Source organism: Dolichospermum sp. UHCC 0406, assembly GCF_009712025.1.
GTDB classification, from domain to species: Bacteria; Cyanobacteriota; Cyanobacteriia; order Cyanobacteriales; family Nostocaceae; genus Dolichospermum; species Dolichospermum lemmermannii.
On record NZ_VILA01000018.1, the window covers coordinates 23,668 to 48,676 of the forward strand.

At 38.8% G+C, this 25,009-nt stretch carries 3 protein-coding genes and 2 rRNA genes; all 5 read right to left on the minus strand.

Features of this window, described 5'->3' with window-relative positions; translation table 11 throughout:
* Positions 1-386 precede the first annotated feature (386 nt).
* On the minus strand, positions 387-21,758 hold the full coding sequence (locus FJR09_RS17325) for a LamG-like jellyroll fold domain-containing protein (RefSeq protein ID WP_168652824.1): 21,372 nt from the start codon (positions 21,756-21,758) through the stop codon (positions 387-389).
* 50 nt (positions 21,759-21,808) lie between these two features.
* The gene (locus FJR09_RS17330) at positions 21,809-23,806 is read right to left on the minus strand and encodes a DUF4347 domain-containing protein (RefSeq protein ID WP_015081567.1); all 1,998 of its coding nucleotides are present in this window, start codon (positions 23,804-23,806) and stop codon (positions 21,809-21,811) included.
* A gap of 299 nt (positions 23,807-24,105) precedes the next feature.
* On the minus strand, positions 24,106-24,270 hold the full coding sequence (locus FJR09_RS26230) for a DNA-binding transcriptional regulator (protein ID WP_015081568.1): 165 nt from the start codon (positions 24,268-24,270) through the stop codon (positions 24,106-24,108).
* A gap of 284 nt (positions 24,271-24,554) precedes the next feature.
* A 5S ribosomal RNA gene (gene rrf / locus FJR09_RS17340) occupies positions 24,555-24,672 on the minus strand.
* A gap of 163 nt (positions 24,673-24,835) precedes the next feature.
* Positions 24,836-25,009, minus strand: a 23S ribosomal RNA gene (locus tag FJR09_RS17345); the annotation flags it as partial.

Genomic DNA, 25,009 nt, shown 5'->3' on the forward strand with positions numbered 1-25,009 from the left:
AGCGCTTCGCTATCGCCACATAAAATTTCGACCTTTTTGTATAAAAATCATCCTTTAATATATTAAAAAGTCCGAAATTACCGATTGTGACACCGGGGGGTGCGGAATGTGGGTACAAATACCACCCTTGACAATTTCCCCTTTTCCTTAACTTGTCACCAATGCCTTAGTATGTGACAGTTGAGGGGGCGGAATGTGGGTTTTATACTACTTGCTTATCCGTAGTTTTTGATTCGGGATGGCTATGGTGGGTAAAGCCATCACCCTTGAGGAAAAACTTTTTGGTTTACTGTTTTCGGAAGCTCGACGTTTACTTGAAGATGCTTCAAGTCACATATAGAGTCGTTTCGCCGAAACGACTCTATATTCTTTGAGTCCGATAGCTATTATATTACAGAGAACTTAGCCTGAACAACAATATCATTGAAATCCAAATCACCACCATTAGGTAAATCTTCAAAGCCCCACATATTATCACCCAAAGAAAGAACATGATCTTTCTTGTCGGGATTAGCGCCCAAGAAAGCAAAGTAAACAGGTACGCCCGTATTACCTAAAGCACCATCCACAGTACCATTAGCAATCAAATAGGGAGCATAAATCTTACCACCAGCAAACACACCTTGAGTACCAGCCCCATGGTCATTCATTATTACACCATGCAACTGACTATTACGGATAGCGGCTTGATCATAACCAGCATCACCAGGACGGAACAAAGTACCAGTTAAACCATCCTTCACAGTTCCTTGAGTATCCTCAACCTCATAGAAACCAATAGTATTATCATAAGCCGCCTCACTAGCAACCACAGGGAACAAAGCCTGAATTTCTTTACCATTGAAATCTCGCAAATCAACAACTTCCATACCTGATTGTCGTTGCAAATCAGCACCCAAAGGCACAGGTTCATTAGTAGTTTCCACCGTTAATACTAAATCCTTTTGAGCATCACCCAATTGGTCTTGGAAACTCAATTGCAACTTACCAGCAGCCAGTTCATTAATATCCAAAATCTTGGAACTGCTGCTATTAAACGGAGAACCCAATAACACCCGATTCAACAAACTAGAATCAGCCTTCACCGCATCCAAACTAGTATCCTGCAACAACACAGCACCCAGATATTGACTTTGGAAACCATCAATAATTTTCGTGGGGTCAGCAATGAAATTATCAGGAATTACAGAGAAGATAATTTCAGCACGTTGGAGTAAAGCATTGAGATAACCATTTTGACCTGGTAATAAACCATTCACAGCACCTTGTTCATTGTCATAAGCCACAAAAGCAACTTCATGAATGACTTGTTTCTCTAGATGCTTACTATTCAGAGAGAATTTGAGCTTCTGATTATTTAACTGTCCTTGCAATTTCAAAACATTGTTTTGGTTGTTAAAGACTACTGCTGATTTAACAGAAACATTAACTGAAGCTGAATCTGTACCGCCCTTACCATCATTAACTTGATAGGTGAATTTATCTATTCCCGTGAAATTGCTGTTGGCAGTATAGATAATAAAATCATCAGTTTTGTCATTAGGTGTGCCATTATCATTAATTTGCACTTGCCCATGACTGGGAGTAGAAACAATGCTCAAAGTTAAAGAATTATTATCTAAATCTTTGTCATTGTTGAGAACATCAATATTAACTGCTGTGTTAGTTGTAGTTTGGGCGTTGTCATCTTCAGCAATGGGGATACTATTTAAATTGTTGGTATTGATACCCAAAGGTGCAGTAGTCTGTAATCCCAATTCTTTAGATAATTCATTTTTCTGACGGGGTAACAGGTCGGTATTGAAATTACGGGCATAAATTTCGCTATAGTTACCCACCTCTTTAATCATCTTCACTACAAAGTCATTGGGTAAACCAAGAGATGTACCGATATTTCCTCGCAGTCCTAAGAATGCCTGAATTTCTATTGATGAGTTATTTTCCTTGAGGTCATCGGTATTATCAGCAATGAATTGATCAATATTTTCAGAGGTAATGCCATATTCTTCCGCTTGTTTTAAGGCATTTGTTACCCAGCGCACTACATCAGACCAATCTGATTGATTTTCATCAACAATTAGGGCTAAAGGCTCTTTAGTGAAATTATCTCTGATAATTTGATGTTCTTCGGGATGGGGTAGGGAAGAAATTCTACCTGCTAGTAAGGAAACATCATTAAAAACAGCATCTACTTGTTTGCTGTCGTAAGCAGCATACATCTCACTGCTGCTGCTATAAATGACGGGATTGATCTTGACATCAAAGACCTTGAGGGCATCTTCTAGGTTTTGTAAGGCTGTAGTTCCTGCAACTACACCAATTGTGCGACCGTTGAGCAGAGGTAAAGCAGTAATACCACTATCTAATCGTGTCAAAAGTCCCTGTTCGGTGTAGAGATAAATGGGACTGTAGTCAACACCCAATTTGGCATCACGCATCAGGTTTTGGGTATATGCACCAGCAGAAACATCGACTTTACCATTAGCAGTATTAGCAAAACCATCGTTAAATTGCTGAGACACAAATTCAATCTTGCTGGCATCGCCAAATACTGCTACTGCGATCGCTCGACCTAAGTCAATATCAAAACCTTGGTAAGTACCATCATTGTTCTTCTCAACAAAACCTGGGAATGTAGAGCTTTCTGGGATACCAAATTTGAGAACTCCGCGCTGTTGAATCTCTGTGAGCAAATTGCGTTGATCATTATTAATTAATTGGATATCTTGGGTGACACCAGAGAAGGGTGGAGAATACATTAATCCATTGTCTGTCCACAGAAGATTGCGATCGCGCTCTAATTTAGAGAAATGACGTTGATAAATTTCCCCATAGTTACCAACTGCCTCGATGATTTGCACGACAAAATCATTGCGGATATTTAATGCTTTTCCTAGTTCATCTTGCAAACCTAAGAAGCGACGAATCGCCGGTGAAGCATCATTCTTGGTATCAGTATCAGTATTCTCGGCAATAATTTGGCCAATGTTTTGGGAAGTAATACCAAATTCTTCTGCTTGAATGGTGGCATAAGTCACCCAACGGACCACATCTGCCCATTCTGATTCATTTTCTGGCAATACCAAAGAAATGGGTTCTTGAGAAAATTCTACGTCGAGGATGCGGTTTTGAGCTATGGCATCACCTAAACGATTGTAAATTAATGCCCTGTCTGTAGAAATAGCAGCTATCTCGCCATTCTGATATGCCGCAAATAATTCATCTGTTGTTTTAAATTCTTTGGGTGTGAAGTTAATTCCCTGGGGTGTTAACAGGTTTTGCAGATTACCTAATGCATTGGTATCACTGACGACACCAATAATCAACCCGTTCAAATCTGAGGCATTTTTGATCGTGCTATCGGCTTTAACTGCGATCGCTTGGTAATCATAGAGATATGTAGGCCCAAAATCTACATTCAGTTTAGCATCCCGATCAAGATTTTGGCTGACTCTCCGCGTAGTTAAATCTAAAGTTTGGTTAGCCACCTGTGTGAAGCCATCGTCAAAAGAAGTTGTAACTAATTTGATTTTGCTCTCATCACCAAACAAGGCAACTGCTATGGCTTTCACAAATTCTAGGTCAAAACCCAAGGTGGTAGCATAACTGTTTGATGTTCCAAAGGTGATGTAACCACGTTCTAAAACTTTGTCTAGTAAGGATTTATTACTAGTATCTGTAGATTCTGGTATGGAATTAGCAGCAGTAACACCAGTATTTATAGTCTTTAAGGGTTCTGTTGCTGCTTTAACTTGCGGTGTTACTTCTGGTATGGCTTGAGGTGCATCAACAATCTGAATAATTTCACTCAGGTTCGGGAAGAATGAGTAAGTTGCCCCATTATTTTGGATCAGTGCCAGATTCTTACCTTGGAAATCTAAGATGCCACTGAGGAAAGTAAAATCATTGAGGTCATTAACACCAAAGCCACTCTGGGAAATTTGGATTTTATCACCTTGATTGGGATTGAAATCTAATAGAGTATCAAATCCATCATTAGCAGAATTGAGGAAGAAGACATCTGCACCTTGACCACCATTGAGGATATCATCACCCAAGCCACCAATTAAGATATCATGACCTTCACCACCAACTAACCAATCGTTATCTTCATTACCGACCAGGGTATCATTACCGCTTTGTCCTTCTATTTGGTCATTACCTGCATTACCTTCCAGATAGTCATTGTCCACCCCACCTTTGAGGATGTCGATCCCTGCACCACCTTGGAGACTATCTTCGCCAACACTACCTTCAAGAATGTCGTTTCCGTCCCCACCATTGAGGCTATCATCCCCATAATTGCCTTCTAGAAGATCATTACCTGCACCACCAATCAAGGTATCGTTGTCTTTACCACCACGCAACAGATCATCACCTGCTTGACCATCGAGGATATCACTACCATAATCACCCTCTAGGCGGTCATTGCCGGCTGCACCTGTCAAAGTATCATCAGCAAAAGTACCAAGCTTAACAATGGCTGTAACTGGGTTATTAACTACACCTTGATCATCATCTGCAATTTCAATTAATCCAACTGTGCCTGTGGGGTCAATGGTATAACCTTCACCTACTGATTTCAGTCTTAGGGCAATGGTTTCTAAGGGTTCATCAATGGTATCGTTGAGGGCTGTAACTTTAATGGTGGCACTGCTTTGACCAGGAGCAATATACAGTTCACCAATGTTATCTGCGGATACGTCTAGTTGATAGTCTTGGTTGAGAGTCGCAGTTCCGGTGAGGGAGTAGAAGACGGTTAAACCTTGGTTGGGTGCAGGTTGGTTGAGTTCAATAGTGAATTCTACTGAGTTGGTACTGTTTTCAGCTATTTCTTTGTTAACTGTAACTACGCGAATCCGACGGTTGCCAAAGGCCGCGATGTCTGCATCCACGAAGGTGTTACTCTTCTGGAGAGTAGTTTGAAACTCTTGCTCAACCGCTGCTGATGTTTTCTGACCTTGAGCCAATTCTGTTACCAACTTGGCACTATCACCCTGTACCAACCGTTTCATTGAAGCTATAGCTGGCAACACTTCAGCGAGAGTTCTCTTAGTAGCGATTTGGGCAATTTGAGATAAATATTCGTTACCTTGGACGACTATTTGCGCTACTGTATCTAACTGTTGTTCTGTAGCTGTAAGATTTCTTTCTGTAATCAGGAAGCTAAAGAAGGGTTTAAGGTCAGTTTCTTTAGTGAAATCTAAACCTGTCTGGGTTTGTGCGGAACGTTGTTGGAGGAACTTAGCGAGTCCAGCGATCGCATCTAGTAAATTATTAGGATTAGCTTGTCCCTCTGGTGTAGCAGTTTGCAACCCATCCAATAATGCTCTACCTTGATTGAGCAATGCCTGAATCTGTACATGAGTTAAGTAAACTTTTAAGCCATTTGCTGAGTTTTCACCTACAGCTTTGAGAGGATCAAAGGTTTCTAAATTAACTGCTAAATTTAGCCCTAATTGCTGTTTAACTAAAGTATTCGCTTCATCTCGGTCTAATCCACCTTGTACCAGCTTTGCCTGTAAGCTGGTAAGGGGAGTAATAATTGTTGCACCAGGTAGAGCAATTAACGCCCCTGATGGTAAGCCACTGGAAGTATCAAAACCTCCTAAACCCAGCAGTTGTCCTTCATTGATATCTATTTGTCCATTGTTGTTTTTATCCAGTTCTACAGGCAAATCAAGATTAAATTGACCATATTCATCCGTAATGGATTTAATTTCTTCTTCATCCCACTGATTATTAAAGTTGACATCAAAGAATATCGTTGCACCAGCAATATAGCTTTGAGACAGTGCGCCACTAGCACTAAATCCACTTGCGCCCAAGGAGAATTTCGCTAAATTAAAGCGGGCAAATTCTTTTTGCCATACTGTACCTACGATGGCGACGCTGACTTTAGCATCGAGGAAAGCATCAATATTTCCATTCAGGTCAAATAATTGTAATGGGTTGTTGATCCGAGAAATAATCTCAGAACCGCGAATCTTGCCATCGCTAGTACCATTATTTTCGCCAACATCATTGAAGCCTAGACCAACTTTCCCCTGAATGCCACCGCGCATAAAAGCACTAGCAAAACCAACATCTAATCCTAATCCTGCTGCAATAGTGGCATTCAAAACTAACTCATCAATATCTTGTCCTTGAGCATTCCAATCACCGACGTAAAAACCATCAAAGATTCGATAAATATCTTTAAAGGCAAAGTCTTTGTCTTTCCATTGATTGACACCATAGCTATCAAATCCAACCAGCAAATTAGTTTTAGCACTAAACTCACCACTTAGCTGACCTGCTATTGGCCCCCAAATGGGGAAGTTTTTAGACATTGCAAAGTTAAAGTCGAGGTCGGGAACATCATAAATTACCAAATCTGTAGTTTTACCCAAGAGCAAATCAATTGCTTTCATGGGGTTAGTAAGGACAGGGAACTGTAAACCTTCAATATTTTTCAGCTTGCTTAGGAAACCACTGGCAGGTTTACCACTACTTTTTTGTTCCGCTTGTTTGATTGGGTCTATGGTGCTATTGGTTGTTTGTAATGCCGAGGTATTGCCGTTGTTATTTGTTTCGACTTTATTGGCTGCATCTTTCGCATCTTTACTGGCAGCTTTAAAGCCGCTTAATGTATAACTGCCCAAATCAATAATAATTGGTTGATTGGCAGGCATCTTACTTAATTCAGTAATCAATCCAACAATATCACCAACTGCCTTAATGAATTTTTGTGATGTTTCTATTTTGGCTTTCTGGTCAGCAGGGGCTAATTTTTTAGCGATTTCTAACAGGGTAACTTTCCCATCTCTGTTATCGTCAAATCCACTTAATCTCAGTGTAGTAAAGAGTTTCGTATCGCTATTGAGTAGTTGAATAACAGGTTTCAGAGGCTCAATTATTTCGTTGACTTCTTTGATAATAGGTCCAATCAAGTTACTTATGAACGAGCCTAAGTCAATAGCTATATTATTCAGCTTGATATTTGCCCCGGTTTTTGATGCTTCCTGTTGATTGCCGTAGTTAAATACGGGGAAGTTAGCGGCTAAATCGAAACTAAAGGCAGGGAAGGCAGGATTACCTTCGATACTGGTTTTGGTTGTGAGTCCCAGATTAGCTCCACCAGTCAATTGATATTCCACTAGATCAAAGAAACCTTGTTTGGCTTTTCCTCTGCCTTGTTTGAGCAGATCAATTAAGTCTAAGGCACTTAACCGTCCACCATCATCAATACCTTTAGATGTCCATTTACCATTGCTGTAAGTTAGACCTAAATTTAAACCGCTCACTGTTCCGTTGAGGCTAATTTCTTTACCAGCAGTACCCTTAATAATACTCAACTGGGCGTTATCTAGTTTGATATCAGGGATATATTGGGTAATTACTTCTGGTAAACCAAGACTGTTAATAGGAACTATTGATTTGAGATCGAGACTTTGCGGTGCACTGAAGAGGAGGCGATCGCTACCAACAAATAAGTTAACAGTTGGTAAATATGTGCTGATATTGCTGGGTAATCCCAAAGCTGTAGCTAGTGTATTTAACTCAACCTCACTGCTAGCAAATTGATATTGAGTAGTGCCTTGACCAAAGTTACTTAAAGTTAAACTGGTGTTTTTTAAGGTTAACTCAGGAATCGTGGTAAAGATGCTATTTAGTTCAATAGCCTTGATTACTTGATCCAATTTGATCGTATCGGCACTAAATTGTAATTTGTCGTTGGCTAGGGATAGGTTAACTGGACCAAAGGCAGTCAATATTTCCTCAACTGGTTTAGAAATGGTAGTGGGTAGAATTGATCCAGCTTTATTAGTTAACCAATTTGCTAATTGTTCTGTGGGCAATTTGTCGGCTTTAAAGCTAAAGCTAGCATCTTTCCAAGTTCCAGGAGTACCACTAGCTGTTACTTCCGGTTTGGTAATCGTGACACTGGGGTTAGTAATCGGTAAATCTAAGCCATTAAAGGATAGATTATTGATGCCAGGGATTTTCTCTAAAACATCAGCTAAATCTAAAACCCCTTGGTAGGTAATTTGAACTGTGTTTTTGCCTAGTTGCAGGTCAATACGTCGTGCTAATTCTAGTAAATCATCAACTACATTGAGGACACTTTGAGGCAGTTGGGAAGTAGCTTGTTTGGTTAGCCAATTTATTAATTCTTCCTTCGGTAAATGATCTGCTGCAAAGGTATAATTGGCTTTGCTGATTCCTTTATCTAAGTCATAGATAGTGAGGATGGGATTAGTGATTGGTAGGGCTAAACCAGTGGTTTGTAATTCAGATAAACCAGGAATTTTTTGAATGACTTTGGCAGCGTCTAACGTACCTGCATAACTAATTTGTAGTTTGTTGTTTTTGAACAGGACATCAAAATCAGCCGCAGTATCTATCAGGGCAGTAACTAAATCTTTGATGGATGTAGGTAAGGCATCTTTCGCCGCATCTATTAACCATTTCTTCAAGCCATCTTTATTCAGTTTTTCGCCAGTAAAGCTAAAGTCTATAGGTTGTCCTGTAACTTTTGTGAGGGTGATCGCTGGATTGATAACTGATAGTGTACCAGCAGGGGGTAAAGGGACATCTTTGACCCCTGGAATTTTTTGCAGAATGCTCAATATATCCAAACTGCCGTTATAAAGAACTTGAATGTCATTTTTATCAATTAAGACATTCACGTCTTCAACTACACCAGTGATACCTTCGATGATATTTGTGGCAACTTCTGGTAGGGAATTTACCACTTTCTTAGTTAACCAATCTTTTAACTGCTTAACAGGTAGCTTATCTGCTTTAAAGCTAAAGTCGGCATTTCTACCAGGATTAAGAATGGTGATACTGGGATTTTGAACATTTAGGGTTAAATCGGAGACATTGAAGCTATCTGAATCACCACGAATACCCTTAATAATATCCATCAGGTTCAAATTTCCCTGATACATGACCTGCAACTGACTGTCACCAAAGCGCACATCCAGGTTTTGTCCGATGTTAGCTAAGGTGTTAAATATCGATAGCAGTTCGCTGGGTATAAGGGCTTTTGCTTGGTCTTTTAACCAGTTAATTAATTGTTCTTTGGGTAATTGAGCAGCAGCAAAGCTATAGCTGGCATTTTTACCTGGGTTGGTGATGGTGAGACTAGGGTTAAGAACTGGTAAATCTAAACTTTGAATTGGTAGTTCATTAACTCCAGGAATTTCCTTGAGGACATTACTTAAATTCACTGTTCCTTGGAAGGAAAGTTGAATTTGATTTGTACCAATTTCTAAGTCAATGCCTTGAGCGATCGCACTCAAGCTACCGAGAATTTTCGCTACATCTGCGGGCAGTAATTCTGTAGCTTTTTCTTTTGCCCACTTTGCTAATTCTTCTTTGGGTAAGCGATCGCTCTTTAATAGATACTGTGTCTTGAGTCCTGTACCTGGTTTGGGATTAATAATGGTAATGCTGGGATTGGTGACAGGTAAGTTCAACCCTTTGAAGAAACTAACATCTTGCAGTCCAGGAATTAAACCAATTACTTGGGCAATATCCAAATTACCGTTATAGGCAATTTGCATTTGTCCATTACCCAAAGTAAAGTTGACATCCTTGGCTATGTTCAGTAATTTATCCAGAACACCTTTCACCTCAGCAGGTAAGATATCGGTGGTGGTATTCTTCGCCCAGTTAATTAAATCTTGGGTAGGTAGTTTATCAGCCGCAAATACATAATCAAATGTGGCCAGAGTTGCACCTGCGGCTTTACCTTTATTAATCAAAGTAAAGCTGGGATTAGTAACATTGAGTTTTAATCCATTCAGAGGTAATTCTTTCACTCCTGGGATCAAACTCGCTATCTTCATTAAATCCACATCACCCCGGTAGTTAACTTGGATGATACCCTGACCAAAGATCACATCTAAATTTTCTGACAGATTATTAAAGACTGACTTAACTTCTGTCGGTATTTGACTGCTGATTAAATCGAGTAATTCCTGTTTTGGTAACTTGTCAGCCGCAAAGCTAAAGCTGGCATTTTTCCCAGGGTTAAGGATGGTGAGACTGGGATTAATAATATTCAGTGGTTGGGTAGTCGCAGGTAGTAAGTCTTTGACTCCTGGAATCAACCCCAGCACTTTCACCAAATCAACAGCACCATTATAGGTAAGTTGAATTTGGTTATTACCTACAACTACATCTAACTGTTGTGCTTGGGCTGTGATAGTATCGAGAACCGATTGTACATCAGTGGGTAATTGCTGTTTAATCCAAGTAACAAGTTGTGTTTTTGGTAACTCGTCTGCGGCGAAACTGTAGCTGGCATTTTTGCCAGGATTAGTAATTGCCAAACGGGGGTTAAGAACGGGTAATTGCAGATTATTGACAGGTAGTTCTTTTAATCCGGGAATTTCTTTGATAATCGTCGCTAAATCCAGTGCGCCTTGATAGTTGAACTGCACTTGATTACTACCCAACTGCACATCCATCTTATCTGCTACAGCTAGGAGTGAATCAACAATACTCCGTACTTCCGCAGGTAATTGGTTTTTAATTTCTGTTCCTAACCATTCAGTTAATTCTTGTTTGGGTAAACTTTCCGCGGATAAGCTAAAGGTGCGAGTTTTGCCGGTGCGTGTAACTGTAAAACTGGGGTTGAGAATAGGTAATGTGAGATTGTTGGGGGTGAAACTTTCTAACCCTGGAATTGTTTTCAGTGCTTTAGCTAAATCCACTGTTCCCAAATAGGTGATTTGGGTTTGTGTATCTCCTACCACTAAATCAATTTGGGCAATTTCATTGAGGAGTCCAGTTAAGAAATTCTGAACACTAGCATCAGAGACATAGGTTTTTACCTGTTCGGTTAACCATGTCTTCACCTGATTCATGGGGAGATTATCTACCCCAAAACTTAAACTGGGTGTTTGTTTGGGATTGGTGATGGTAATGCTAGGGTTAGTGAGAGTGAGATTTAAGCCTTTGAGGGGTGATAAGAAATCTCCTAGTTGAGTGCCGATTTGATCAATGATAGTTTTGAGGTTTAAATCACCCAAGTAACCTATTTGAATTTGGTTATTGCCAAATTTCAGGTCAATATTTTTCACTATATCCAGTGCTTTTTGCAGAAATGATTGAACATCGGCAGGTAATTGTTGGAGAAGGGTCGTTTTTACCCAGTTGACTAATTCAGCTTTGGGTAAACTATCACTGCTAAATGTGTAGTCAATATTTTTGAGATTCTTAGTACCCAAATTGCTTAATGTCAAACGGGGATTAGCCACAGGTAAAGCTAAACTATCTAGGTTTGGTAATTCTTGAATACCGGGAATTACCTTGACAATTTTGGCTAAATCAATATTGCCTTTATAACCTAGTTGTAATTGGCGATCGCTAAATAATACATCTACCTGTTGAGCAGCATTAGAAACGGTATTTAAGATTGATTTCACATTATCCGGTAACTGTTGCACCAACCAATCAATTAATTCTTGTTTCGGCAGGTTATCAACAACAAAGCTGTAATCAATATCTTGACTATTAGGGTTAATAATTGTCAGTTTAGGATTAGTGACAGGTAACTTCAGTGTATCCAGTGGCAAATCTTGAATTCCCGGTATTTGTTTGAGTATTGCCCCTAATTCTAAATTACCCAAATAAGCAACTTGAATTTGATTTTTACCCAGTTTCAAGTCAACATTTTCTGCAACTTGCAATAAATTATCTAAAACGTTTCTTACTTCTTGAGGTAACAGTGATACAGCTTTTTCCCTCAACCATTTAGTTAATTCGTCTTTGGGCAATCTGTCAACACTGAAGACATAATCAATATTGTTAACACCTTGATCCAAATTGATCAATGTCAAGCTGGGATTGGTAACAGGTAAATTCAACCCATCTAAGGGTAAATCACTCAAACCAGGAATGAATTTAATAAAGCTATCTAATTGCAAATCACCTTTATAAGTAATTTGCATTTGTTTTTTACCCAGAACCAAATCCACCCGATCTAATCCTGAATTCAACAACTGAGTTAAAATCGTTTGAGCTTCTAGCGGTAATAAAGATTTCGCCTGATTTCCTAGCCAATCAAGAATTTGACGTTTTGGTAAACTATCCGCAGCAAAGGCATAATCAGGATTGGCAGATTTAGGATTAGTAATTGTTAAGCGGGGATCATTAACATTTAAAGTTAATCCTGTCAACGGTAAACTGTTGACACCTGGAATTTCCTTGATGATAGTTGCTAAATCTAAATTACCTTGATACGCAACCTCAATTTGGTTTTCACCCAATACCAAATCAACTTTGTCTGTCAGTGCTAAGAGTTTATTTAAAACATTTTGCACTTCTTCTGGTAATAGGACTGTACCTTGCTTAGTTACCCAATCTGCCAGTTGTTGTTTAGGCAAACTTTCCGCTACAAAAGCGTAATTTGCACTCTTACTTTGAGGATTGGTAATGGTAATACTGGGATTTTTAACAGGTAAGCTCAAATCATCTAAAGGTAATTCGTTAATACCGGGAATTTCCTTAATGACTGTAGCAATATCTAAATCACCTTTAGCAGTAATTTGGATTTGTTCTTTACCTAATACCAAATCAACATTTGCTGTCAGCGCCAAGAATTTATTGAAAATATCTTGCACTTGTGTAGGCAGCAATGTTTTGGCTTGGTTAGATAACCAACTTACTAACTGCGCTTTCGGCAAATTTGCGGCTGTAAAGCTATAGTTCGCACTCTTACTACCAGGATTAGTAATAGTAATGCTGGGTTTTTCCACAGGTAAAGTTAACCCATTCAAAGGTAAATCTTTAATACCTGGAATTACTCCTCTTAACTGAGCTATATCTAAACTACCTTGATAGGTAACTTGGATTTGGTTTGAAGCTAAGACCACATCCAAATTTTGTCCGAATTTTAGCAGTTCATTGAGAACAGTTTGTACTTCTGCGGGTAATAAATTTTTACCTTTATTTGCTAACCAAGTGACTAATTCTGCCTTGGGTAAACTGTCAGCAGCAAAGCTATAATCAGCATTTTCTAAACCAGGATTGGTAATTGTTAATCTGGGTTTGGTAACAGGTAATTTCAACTCATCCAGTGGTAAATCTTTCACACCTGGAACTACGGTTCTCAGTTTTGCAACATCTATTGTTCCTGCATAAGTAATTTGCAGTTGTTTGTCATTCAAGCCAATGTCAATCTGTGTTGCATCTTTGAGGAGGGTTTGCAATGCAACTTTCACTTCTGGAGAAGCATTTTTCAGAACCGCAATTAGCTGTTGATTGATTGCAGAGACATCTGTATCTGGCTTCCCTAACCAAGTTCTGATGGTTTGTGCAGAGATGTTGCTAAAAGTAGAAGTTAACGGTGCAGTGGCTAGAATTGTTTGTAAATTCTGGTTATACTGTACAGTTTTTTCTCCTACTGTTTCCGTCAGGGTTTTGTCAGCTACAGGAATTTGTTCAATATCCTGACCGGGGACTGTAGTGCTAGGTGCTTCAGGTAATGTAGCTTGAGAATCGGTCAGAGGTTGGATAGCCTCTTTTTCCGTTGGTACAGAGGGTAAGGTTTGGGTTTGGGGAATTGTTATCTGATCAGCAGGAGTAGTTTCCACTTGAGATGCAGCCACATCAATGGTTGTAACTGCTGGGGTTGCTTCTTGGAGGTTATTCTTACCTGCTTGTGGGTCTTTGAGTTTGATGTTAAAGGAAATCCCTAATTTGGTGGGATTTTTGGGATCATCAGCAAAGTCTACTTGCAAGAAGCCAAGATTACCCTTACCTTTGAAATCGTCTAAATCGAGGCTAACATCTGCATTAAATTTTGTTTTCTCTGGATCAAGATAAAAACCGAGTAGTTTATTGATACCAAAGCCCAAGCTAACATCATATTTAAAGTCACCTGTGAGTTGTCCTTGGGTGTCAAAACCAATACCTAGTGCTGGCACACCTAAATCACTGGATAAATCCAATTTAAACAGGTTGTACTCTTTACGCAAGTTAACTGCAAAGTAGACATCGGTATCTGTCATTTTGGTAGTGACATTTACCCCTGTCGCACCTAAAGCTGATAAAGCATCTGTGAGAATCTTCTCTAGCTTCGTGGAAGTAAGTTGATCTCCTTCTAGTTGATTTATTTGCTTACTGACAAGATTACCTAAATCTGCCATTAAGGTGGGAGAACGACCTTCTAACGAGCCGATGATGGGCAATTCCAAATTGTTAATTGTGGATTGCAGGGTATCCAAACCTGCTTTTATCCCTTCATTGGTTTGGGTTTTATCTAATACCCGATCAGCTAAACCTACGATTTGATCTGCTACTGGCAGATTGTTGTAGTTGGGGTCACGACTGGTAATTTGATATTGAATGCTGGCTTCATGGGGCTGACTGGGATTGGTATCATCTTCGACAATCCCATCATCAATGGCTTGGATATTGACAGTTTGCAGCTGATACCAGTTGTCTGGTTGGAAAGTTAAGGTAATGAAGTCAGCCGGTCTAATGATCTTCTTTGTAGGATCTTTAGGATCAATATCAACATTAATAAACCTTAGCTGTTTTTTCTTGTTATTGTCTTTATCAACAATGAATGTATTACTGGTTAAGGTTAAGGTGACTGGTGCTGAAGGTTCACTCAGTAAGGAAAGTTCATATTGGGAATAGCGAATTTCGTCTTTGTCATTGGTTTTAAAAGGATCATCCTCAATGGCTACTGCACGATTACCACCAGTGACAATTCTAATGCCAGGAACATCATTGTCAATGATATTCAGGCTAGATGACTTAGAATCACCTAATTTATAGCCATCACCGGGTAGTAACTCAACGGTGACAGTTTCTGATGGGAAACGGGCAATAGAATTAGCTGTAATTTGATTAGCTATGGACGAGTCAACTTCTACCTGAATCTGTCCTTTGTAATTGAGAACGTTATTATCAATAGGATTGTTTACAGTTGTAACTGTCCATATCGCCCCATTCTGTAAAGTACCATTAATGCCGTTAATACCCTGAATTTGTGTTGTTGTTCCTGGTTGGTTAAAATTACTGGTATTAGCACTGAAGTAAACTTTCAAATCAGTTTCTTGATCTGTAAGAAAACGGTTGATGTTTTCCTTAATTTGTTGGTGGCTACGTACTGTGTCCCAAACCCTTAATTCAGCAATATCACCGTTGAAATACTTTTCATTTGACCAATTACTTTGGGCGATAAAGTTCTTGCTACGAGATATATTTTGAGCGATGTTTTGCCCAGCTTTTGATTTAATTAACTCACCATTAATGTAAAGATAAGCGTTGCCTTGACCATCATTAACTCCAGCAACATGAATCCATTCTCCAGTAGGTATCTGACTATCTGAGGTGACTTCTGTATAGCTTGAGCCATTATATGTTTCTAAGCGTAATCTACCTGTAGCGCCGTCAAAGTTCAAAATGATATTATCGCTGCCTTGGCCATTACCAAAGTCAATAATACGGGCGCGAACATTACCAGTGTTACTTTGAGGATGTTGATTAACTCTCACCCAGGCTTCAACGGTAAAGTCACCACCCATTGTGAGACTGGGCAAAGAAGCATAATCATCAATACCATCAAAGCTAAACCAGCCTTGTCCAAATTGATCAATTCGACCTGGGGTTTTAACTGAACCTGTTTTTTGACCAGCCAATTCAACAATACTGGCTGTAGGTACATCAATTATATTCTTCTGTTCCAGAGTAAAATCAGCTAACTGAAGCTCAATTCCTCCATTGTTTTTGGTAACATTGAGACGATAATAACGATAGGGTTGTGGATTATTGACTGTAAAGGCTTTTTGTTCAAATCGATTGGCAAATGTAATACCCAATCGTTGATCTAGTGAAGTCCAACTCTCACCATCATTTGACCCTTGTAGCACCCAATCACGCGGATCTCGATTCGAGAAATCATTAGCTGAGGTAATGTAATATTTGCTTACAAGGGGAGGATTATTAACAAATTCGTACTGAATCCAACCTGAGTTAGTAAAAATCAACCATTTCGTTTGAGAGTTGGTATCAGCAACATTTTCCTTTTGTTCTCCATTGGGAGAACTTAAACTCGAAGCAGTAACAACAATACTATTATCGGCGGGTACTATACCTTTTGCTGAAACATCTAAGGTTAAGGTCGTTTTACCGTTGTTAGTAGCGCCGATAGTAACGTTGTTAATGGTAAAGGTGAGGTCTTCAATTCTCTTATCATCAATGGGGACAATTGGTAATAAAACTTGATTACCAAATACCCGCACTTTGCCAGTGTTATTGGTGGTATTAATGGATTGGTAATCTGCATTTAAGGTTGCAGTACCACCAACTATCTGATAGTTAACTTCAATACCTGTATTATCTGGAGGCAGGTTATTGGAATCACGATCTAATTCAATGATGAAATAGCCCGGTGTGGAGTAAATTTCTGCTCCGGCTTTGCCTGGAATAATTCTAGCAGTGGGAACATCGTTATCTTTGATGATAACTTCTAAGGGTTTGAAGAAAATATCGTTGGTGGTTTTCCACTGCACACCGTTTTGGAATACGCCATTGTGGTTATTTCCACTACTGTCAAAAATTTGGTTAGGCGTTGCTTGTTGGGAAGCGGAATTGTAATACAACTTCAATCCCGGCTCATTACCCACCAGGGATTTGTTCTTGTTCATATTGGCTTGAATCTGCTCTTGTGTGCGAGCAGCATTCCAAATTCTTACTTCGCTGATTTGTCCAGCAAATTGCCGTCCTGTTGCTTCGGCATTCTCACCAATCAATACATCATAATTATTTGTAGGAAGAGTCCGACTAACTTGAACTTGATTATCCAGTTGTCCATCAATGTAGAGAGATAATGCTGCACCATCATATACTCCTGCCACATGATGTAATTTACCATCATTGACATTAGTTATGCCTCCTACCACATTTGTTGTATTCCCACCACCAATCGCAAATTCTAAACTATTGGTATTGTTGTTGCGAGCTAACCGCCAACTACTATCACCTTTAGTAACAATAGATTGCCAGTTTTTGTTGAACTGATCAACTTTGATCCAGGCTTCAACAGTGATAACATCTGTGAAATCAAAATCCGATTCTCGATCTACTTTAATGTAGTCATCAATGCCATCGAATTGCAAGAAGGAGTTAACAGTGGTGCTTAGGCTGTTATATTTTGGATCTTCACCACTGACTTGGAATGCGATTAAACTCTTTTGCAGATATTCTACTTTGTTATCATCAACCGCAGTAATTTGAATTGTTTGCGGTGTATTCCAGTTTTGTGGATCGAAGGTGATGCTGTGAGTATCCCCTGGGTTTTTACCTAAGAAGTAAAATTCTTCATTACCAGGAGTCATCGTGACTACAACTTTACCTACAGGTTGACTATTCAGCTTAATACTAAAAGCGTCTCCTGCGCCTTCTGTTGTACTCGATAGGGGCGTAACTGTGAATCCTTGTGTGTCGTTATCATCATTGTTAGCGATGACTAATTGATCTTTAACGTAAAGATTAAATTCCGCTAATTGAAGTTCATTTGCACCGCCATTAGCTAGAATATTCAGCCGATAGTAACTGTAGGATTTACCGTTATCAAAGGTAAAGGTTTGAGTTTCAAAGCGATTATTAAATTTAACTCCAGACTGCCGATCTAGAACTTCAAAGTTTTCGCCATCGTTTGAGCCAAGTAATTCCCAATTGATGGGATCTCGCTGTGGAAAATCGTTAGCTGAAGTTAGGGAGTAACTATTAACAACTGCTGCACTATCTAAAAATTTAGCTTGCAGCCAACCTTGCTTGTTAAAAATTAACCATTTAGTAGCAGAATCGTTGTCAAAAGCTTTCTCTTTTTGTTCAGTTGTTGGAGAATTGGGATCGGAAACAGAAAGTTGATTGTTCGCTTTCCCTAGTTCAATTAATCTGTCAGTAATTCCTAAACTAACTTGATAATCATTGGTGTCATTGTAAGTGGGATCTTGGCTGCGGACACGATTAGTAATTGCATAACGAACTTGCCCATCAGCAACGCTATCATTTTGAGGAACAACCGAGAAGCTTTGGGGTTGATTCCAATTATCTGGTGTGAAATTCAGGACAATTTCTGAGTCGGTGATGGTAGTTGTATTGCGTGTTGTTGTTAATATTCCTTCACCGGGGTTGCTGCTAAAAAAGTATAATTGAACCTTATCTGTCGGTTTGCTGGTCAGTTGAGCGGTAAAGGTAAGAGGAGTATTACTGTTTTCCTGGGTTGAGAATTGTAAACTGCTGATAGGTTGCCCTTGGGCATTTTTCAACAAAATACCAGCTTTTTCATTATCCTGAATAGTAATAGTTTTCTGGACATTCTCTGGTTGCTCGGTATCAACTCGATAACCTTGTCTTTGATTTAATCTGATGTTGATAGTTTCGTTGCTTTCTTTGATTTGATCGCCAAAAGAGTTAATGGTAATTTCGGCGGTGGTTTGTCCTTCAGGAATGATAATAACTTGTTCTTGATATTGTAGTTTGCCATCAGCTGCACCAATTACCGCATCTAAATCACCATCACTATTAACATCAGCAAAAACAGGCGCACTGTTAGCTTGTACTTTCCAAGTGTTGCTGGGCGAGTTGGCATTATCTAAGGTAAAAGCAGGTGTGGTGGCATTACCTGTGTTGCGATAGAAAGAGATAGTACCATCTTTGCGTCCTACAAATAGGTCAAGGTCGCCATCGTTATCGGCATCTATAATATTGGGATTGCTGTTGTCACCGATATCAATATTATTGAAGGGGTTGCTAGTGCCTGTTTGGGCTGAGAAAGTGGGTTGTTTTGGTGTACCCGTGTTTTTGTAGTATTTGATTGTGCCATCGGCTGCACCAATAACTGCATCTAAGTCACCATCTTTATCCAAATCAGCAAAGTTGGGAGTGCTATTATCACCTACATCAATACCGTCAAAAGGATTATTTGTACTGGTGCGTAGTCCAAATTTGATTCCTGTACTATCAGTAATATTTTCGTAGTAGGATATCTTACCTGCACTATTGCCAATAATGATATCTAAATCCCCATCTTTATCCAAATCAGCAAAGGTTGGAGTGCCGTTATTGCCGATATCAATGCTGTTGAAGGGGTTTTTGCTTCCTGTTTGTTCAATGAAGAAAGGAAGTCCCGGAGAACCAATATTCTCATAAAACTTCACAGTACGATCAGCATTACCCAAGGCAAGATCCAAATCGCCATCTTTATCCAAGTCGGCAAAGCTGGGAGTGCTAAAGTTGCCAATATCAATCTGATCGAAGGGATTTGCAGTGCCAGTTTGTGACTGGAAGATATTAGTGTTAACTATGAAATCTTGGTTCAAGGTTGCAGTGCTACCATCTACAGAGAAGGAGACTGTCAAACCACCTTGAGGTGCTGGTCTATCGAGTGTAATTTGTACTTTTTGTGAACCGCCTTCTTCAGCAATAGTAGCATTGTTTCCTGAGAATTTTGCTACTGGTAAAGTTGGATCAGGACGAGTTATATCTGATGAATTAATAGCAGTATTACTGTCAATGTTTTGATTGGTAACAGTAATATTTTGTTGTAAGTTAGTGTTGTTGTAGTTAGAATCTGCGCTGCTTGGTGTTGCTTGAATCTGATAAGTGATATTACTATCAACTAAAGTATCAGCCTTACCAACAACAGTAATTATTTGATATTGATCCCAATTATCAGGTGTGAACACAATTGGAGATATAGTTCCACCTTGATAAAGTTTTAATTCACCTTCGGTTGTATTTAAACCTGTAAAACTAACAGTTACATCGCTACTGGGTTTACTTTGCAAACGAATGGCAAAACTTTCTCCATCTCCGTTTTCAGATGTTTGCAAAGGACGGAAACTAGAGGCAATAATGGGGGTAGGTTGACCTTGTGCGTTTAAGTTCTGTAAATTAAAGCTGACATTAGCTATTTCTAATCCAGCAATATTGCTATCAATGATTTGCAGGGCTTTGCTTTGATTATTGCTATCAATTGTGTAGCCGTTACCAGAATTTAAGGAAATAGTAAGATTTTCCTTTTGTTCTTTAATAGAGTCACTAACTGGAAAAATAGGTAATATAGCAACAGTTTCACCTTTGGGAATGATAATTCTGTGATAGAGATTAAATTCCGCTAATTGTAGTTCGTTGGCTCCATTATTGCTGGTAATATTCAGGCGATAATATTGATAAGCCTTAGTGTTGTTGATTGCAAAAGTTTTAGTTTCAAAGCGGTTAGTAAATTTAATTCCTGATTGTTGGTCTATTTTTTCAAAGGTGATACCATCGGTTGAACCTAATAGTTCCCAACTTTGTGGATCTCTACTAGGTAAATCATTCGCTGAGGTAATGATGTAGCTATTAAAAATAGCTGCATTATTATTTGGTAATTGATATTGAATCCATGCAGATTTAGCAGAAATCAGCCATTTGGTATTGGTATTGTTATCAAAGGCTTTTTCTTTTTCTTCACCTACCGGAGAAACCAAACTGGAACTGGAAGCGGAAATTTGTCCATTAGCTGGTCTGGTATTAACTGTACTTAAATTCCCTGTATAGTCACTGCCTAAAGTTGCAGTCCCACTGACAGTATAGCTAACTGTTAAATCTTCTTTGGCAGCATGACTTAGTTGTAGTCTAAATTGACCAGGTTTATCACTATTTTCAGTAATACTGCTATCAGCCAACAAACTCAATCTAGGTGTACCTAAATCTTGAAGTTGCGCTCCCTCCGTTACCTTGTTTTGTAAAGGTATCTGCGTAGTAACAGGAACAGAAATGTTCAATTTAGTATAATTACCATCTGTACTGCTAACACTTGCTGTCAGATTAAAGTCGGAATTAACACCATTGAGTGTAATCGTTTGCCACTGATCCCAAGGATTAACAATTGGTGAATTTGGATCTGGTGCATTTGAATTAGGTATAACATTGACTGACAGCTTATATTTACCAGAATTTTGGCTGCTATTATTTATTCTGGTTAAACCGTAATCTACACTATAATAAGCGACACCAATGTAGTAAGTATCGTCAGATGTAATTGTATATTCAATTGAGGGATCGGTTGATCTGCCAGGATCATCATCTTTTTCAGTGACAATTACACCTTGGGAATTAAAAAGTTTTAATCTAGAATCTAAATTAGATATTATGGGATTCGTAGACCTAGCATCTACACGAATGCTAATTGTATCACCTTTTCTGAGGGCAATTTTAAATAAATCAACATCAGTTTTGGAATAATCGCTACTAATTTCACCATCAAAAGTGAACGCCGTTGTTGTAATCGCAATAGCTTTTTCTGATGTATCATTAGGTTCAATTGTACCTGTTGAACCTTCCGTTAAACTCCTACTTCCTGAAATTAATGAGGAGCCTTTGGAAGCTTGATATTGAAATTGAATCTGATTATAATCTAAATTCCCAGAAGTGGGTTGATTGAATTGAACAGTAACATCTTTAGTAGGTTGACTGCCCAATTTTACTTTAAAAACTGATTTGCCATCCCTGATTACCAAGGGATTATTCGTGTTAACTAATTGGTCATTTTGGTCAACAATGAATACTTGCGATTGATAAAGACCACTATCTTCTATAGTGATATCGGCAGTAATGTTGTTAACAATCTGACCATTTTGTTTTAACCGGAAATTGGAAATATCTTTATTATTAGTGACATCCAGATCAAAATAATAGGGTTGAATGTCTATTCTTAAATTTTCCGCGTTTTCTTTAATGGCATCTGGTAATGCCATAAAGTAAATTCTAATTTTATTTTGGTCAACTACTGTATTACCGGGAATCTTTAACTCTTCAATTTGGGGGATGATAATCCCATTTTGTTGGGTATCGGGTTTAAAGGAAACTTTGCGATATTGGGAATTGAGATAATCAACTCCTTTGGTCTTTGTCGGTCAAAAATAAGTTTAAATTCGGCATTCTTGCCTCTGTCTTCTGACCCATTTGTGAGGTTTTCAATGCCAATAATTGGTTCATCATCTATAATTGGAACATCAAGACTATAGCCGCTTTGATATTGTACTCCTGGAATAATTTCTATGCGGAGGTTTTCGTTTGATTCAGCTATATCATCATCCGCAATATTGATGGTAATAACTTTCTCTTTCTCAGTCGGAGTTAAGGTTAATTGTCCAAGATTGGGATCTGAGAAATCATCAGTTGATGCACCGTTAAGAGGAAGTAGTCTATAAAAAACATTAATTCCACCTGCTGGGATAGTTGATGATGTGCCAATTTTAAATTGTGCTTTTCCATCTCCATCTTGTTCAGAAGCTCCTGTAAAAAACGAAATGTATATGTTAGGTCTATCAGTGTAAGGAATTAGACTGGTTGTTGGAATAAAACTTTTGGAAATAATTTCATTAGTTTTGTTATCGTTTGTCCAAGCTTGCCAGAGTAATTTGGCTTTGGCACCGCCACTATTTTCAAAATATTCCAAAGTAATTGGAACTACGTTTCCTTTTGAGAACGTCCTAATGTATCCACCGTCTTGGGATCTAGATCCATCTGACCAACGGTCAATATCGTAATTTGAAGAGTTATTAATCCGCAGCCTGACTCCATCATCAGTCTCTGCAGAAAATACATAACTTCCAGTTTCTGGAATGACAATACTACCTGTCCAACGCACGCTAAAGTTATTACTGTTAACTTTATTGTTGGGGCTACCATCACCCCAATCAAAATTAATAGCAGAATCAACTTGTGTATAAACTGGATCACCAGACAAGTCGCGGTTATTAAAATATTCCCCTTTTAACCCATACCCTAAATCATTTGGACCAGTAGCGGTACTACTCGCTAGGGGAATTAAGTAATTATTAGGAATATAGGCTTTACTACTTCCTGGTGGTTGCCATTGTAAATTTACAGCAGCACTAGCATCCCAATCAAAATAATCCATTTGGATGGCATACCATTTTCCCCCTTCTAAATAGATAGAAGCTGAATTTTCCTTATCTAACCCACTTTTATTCCATTCCTGAATAAGCCGCCTATTGTTGACCCAGAGACGAACGCCATCATCAGAATTTTCGTAAAATTTATAATCTCCCGTGCTGGAAGCATACACATATCCTGTCCAGCGGACAATAAAATTATCTTGGTTTACGTTGGAGTTTGGTGGTGATCCCGTTCCCCAATCTTCACGAATCAAACCTGCGCTATTGCTGGTGGTACTTCTTGCAGACCATTGTTTTACTTCTGTTCTTTCAACTCCGTTTCCCTCTTTGGTGTTATTACCAATAAAATACTCTACTATCAGAGGCAAAATACCTGCATAAGCTTGTTGTCCTTCCGAGGAAATAGCAATCCCAGATTCAATATTTCCAGTGGCAAATTCTAAATCCCAATCTCCGCCTAACAGTGCATTACCTGTAATATCTACGGAGGCGGCAACATCTGCTCCTGTGAATATACTTAAATCCCTTAAAAACTCCTGACCCTGACCAAAACCGACACTACAGCCAAACAGTAAAATATCTGCTTCTGCTGTTAATGCCTTACGCCATTGTTCTAATTGCTCACGATAGGCTTGGATACTGTCGCGGTTTAGCCGAGTTCTTCCCAGTTGAATTTCTCCCTCACCACCATGAGAGATAATTTGCACGCTAGTAATATTTTGTCGATTCTTAAGAGTATTGGTGATTTGCTCTATTCCGTCTTGGTCTGCGTTGATGAGCAAAAATTCTGTATCGGGCTGAACTTGTTTGAGCAGATTTTGATAGTTAGCAACCTGAGCATTAACAAAAACAATGGTGGTGGTGGGTGTGTTTGTTATCATTTTTCTTGTAGTCTTAGCTTTTTTTAGTAATATTAATGAACCGATAGGATTCCTACTTGATTTTTGTAACTATACGTAAGGTAGGTATTGCCCAGCAAAACTCGGCTACGATGGGCATCGCCCACCCTTCACTACTTACTATTTTTCAGGAATCATTTAGGATTGCTATAAGTAGGTAAACAAAATAAAAATGAGGGGTATTGCGTTTTGTAAAATGGCTGAAACTTAATCAGAATCTCGCATTGAGACAACTTTACATACCGTTATATACCTTTAAATTTTTCTGTTCACCTACTTAGTTAAGCTTTCAGGACATTTTCCCAACGGTTAATAGTGGCATAGGTCACGCATAGATAAGCCCCAAACTGTTCCTGGGTAAGTCCAGTGACCAGGTGAAATTCCCGAATTAGCCCCCCAATTTCGGTTTTTTTGACCAGCAATGGTCTTTTCAACATCTGGTTCATGATAACATCAGACTTTATCTCTTAATTACAGTTTATTGATTATTTGTTTATAATACTTATTTTTGTCCCTAAAGTCTAATTCTTAACCGTTTTTAGTATACCTAATTGTTAAAATCATAAATTTTACTTGACCGTCAATGTAGTTTACCTGTGCTACTTTTTGAAGTGCGGAATGTGGGTTATATTATTAAAATCAAGCTACACAAAGGCTTATCAATTTCTGTTTGTACAAAAAACAAAACCCCCTCTAAATGAATAGAAGGGGCATTGTTGTTAAATAATAAACCTGGCATCGAGCTATTTTCACGGAGGGCTACCCCTCAACTATCGTCGCCGCAGCAGCGTTTCACCTCTGAGTTCGGGAAGGGATCAGTGTGGTTCCACCGCGCCATAGACACCAGGAAACAATTAAAAATTAAAAATTCAGAATTAAAAATTAATTACCGATTTTTAACTTAGGGTATTCACAACCCTGAAGACTGCAAAAAGAACGAGAATCAACAGTGATAATTAACCACCAAAAACCTTCATTTTTAATTTTTAATTATCAATTTTTAATTGAATAGAGGTCAAGCCCTCGGTCTATTAGTACCCCTCAGCTTCATACATTACTGCACTTCCACTTAGAGCCTATTAACGGGTGTTCTGCCCGTGACCTTACCTACAAATTGTAGTGAGAGTACTCATCTTGAGGTGGGCTTCCCACTTAGATGCTTTCAGCGGTTATCCTCTCCGCACT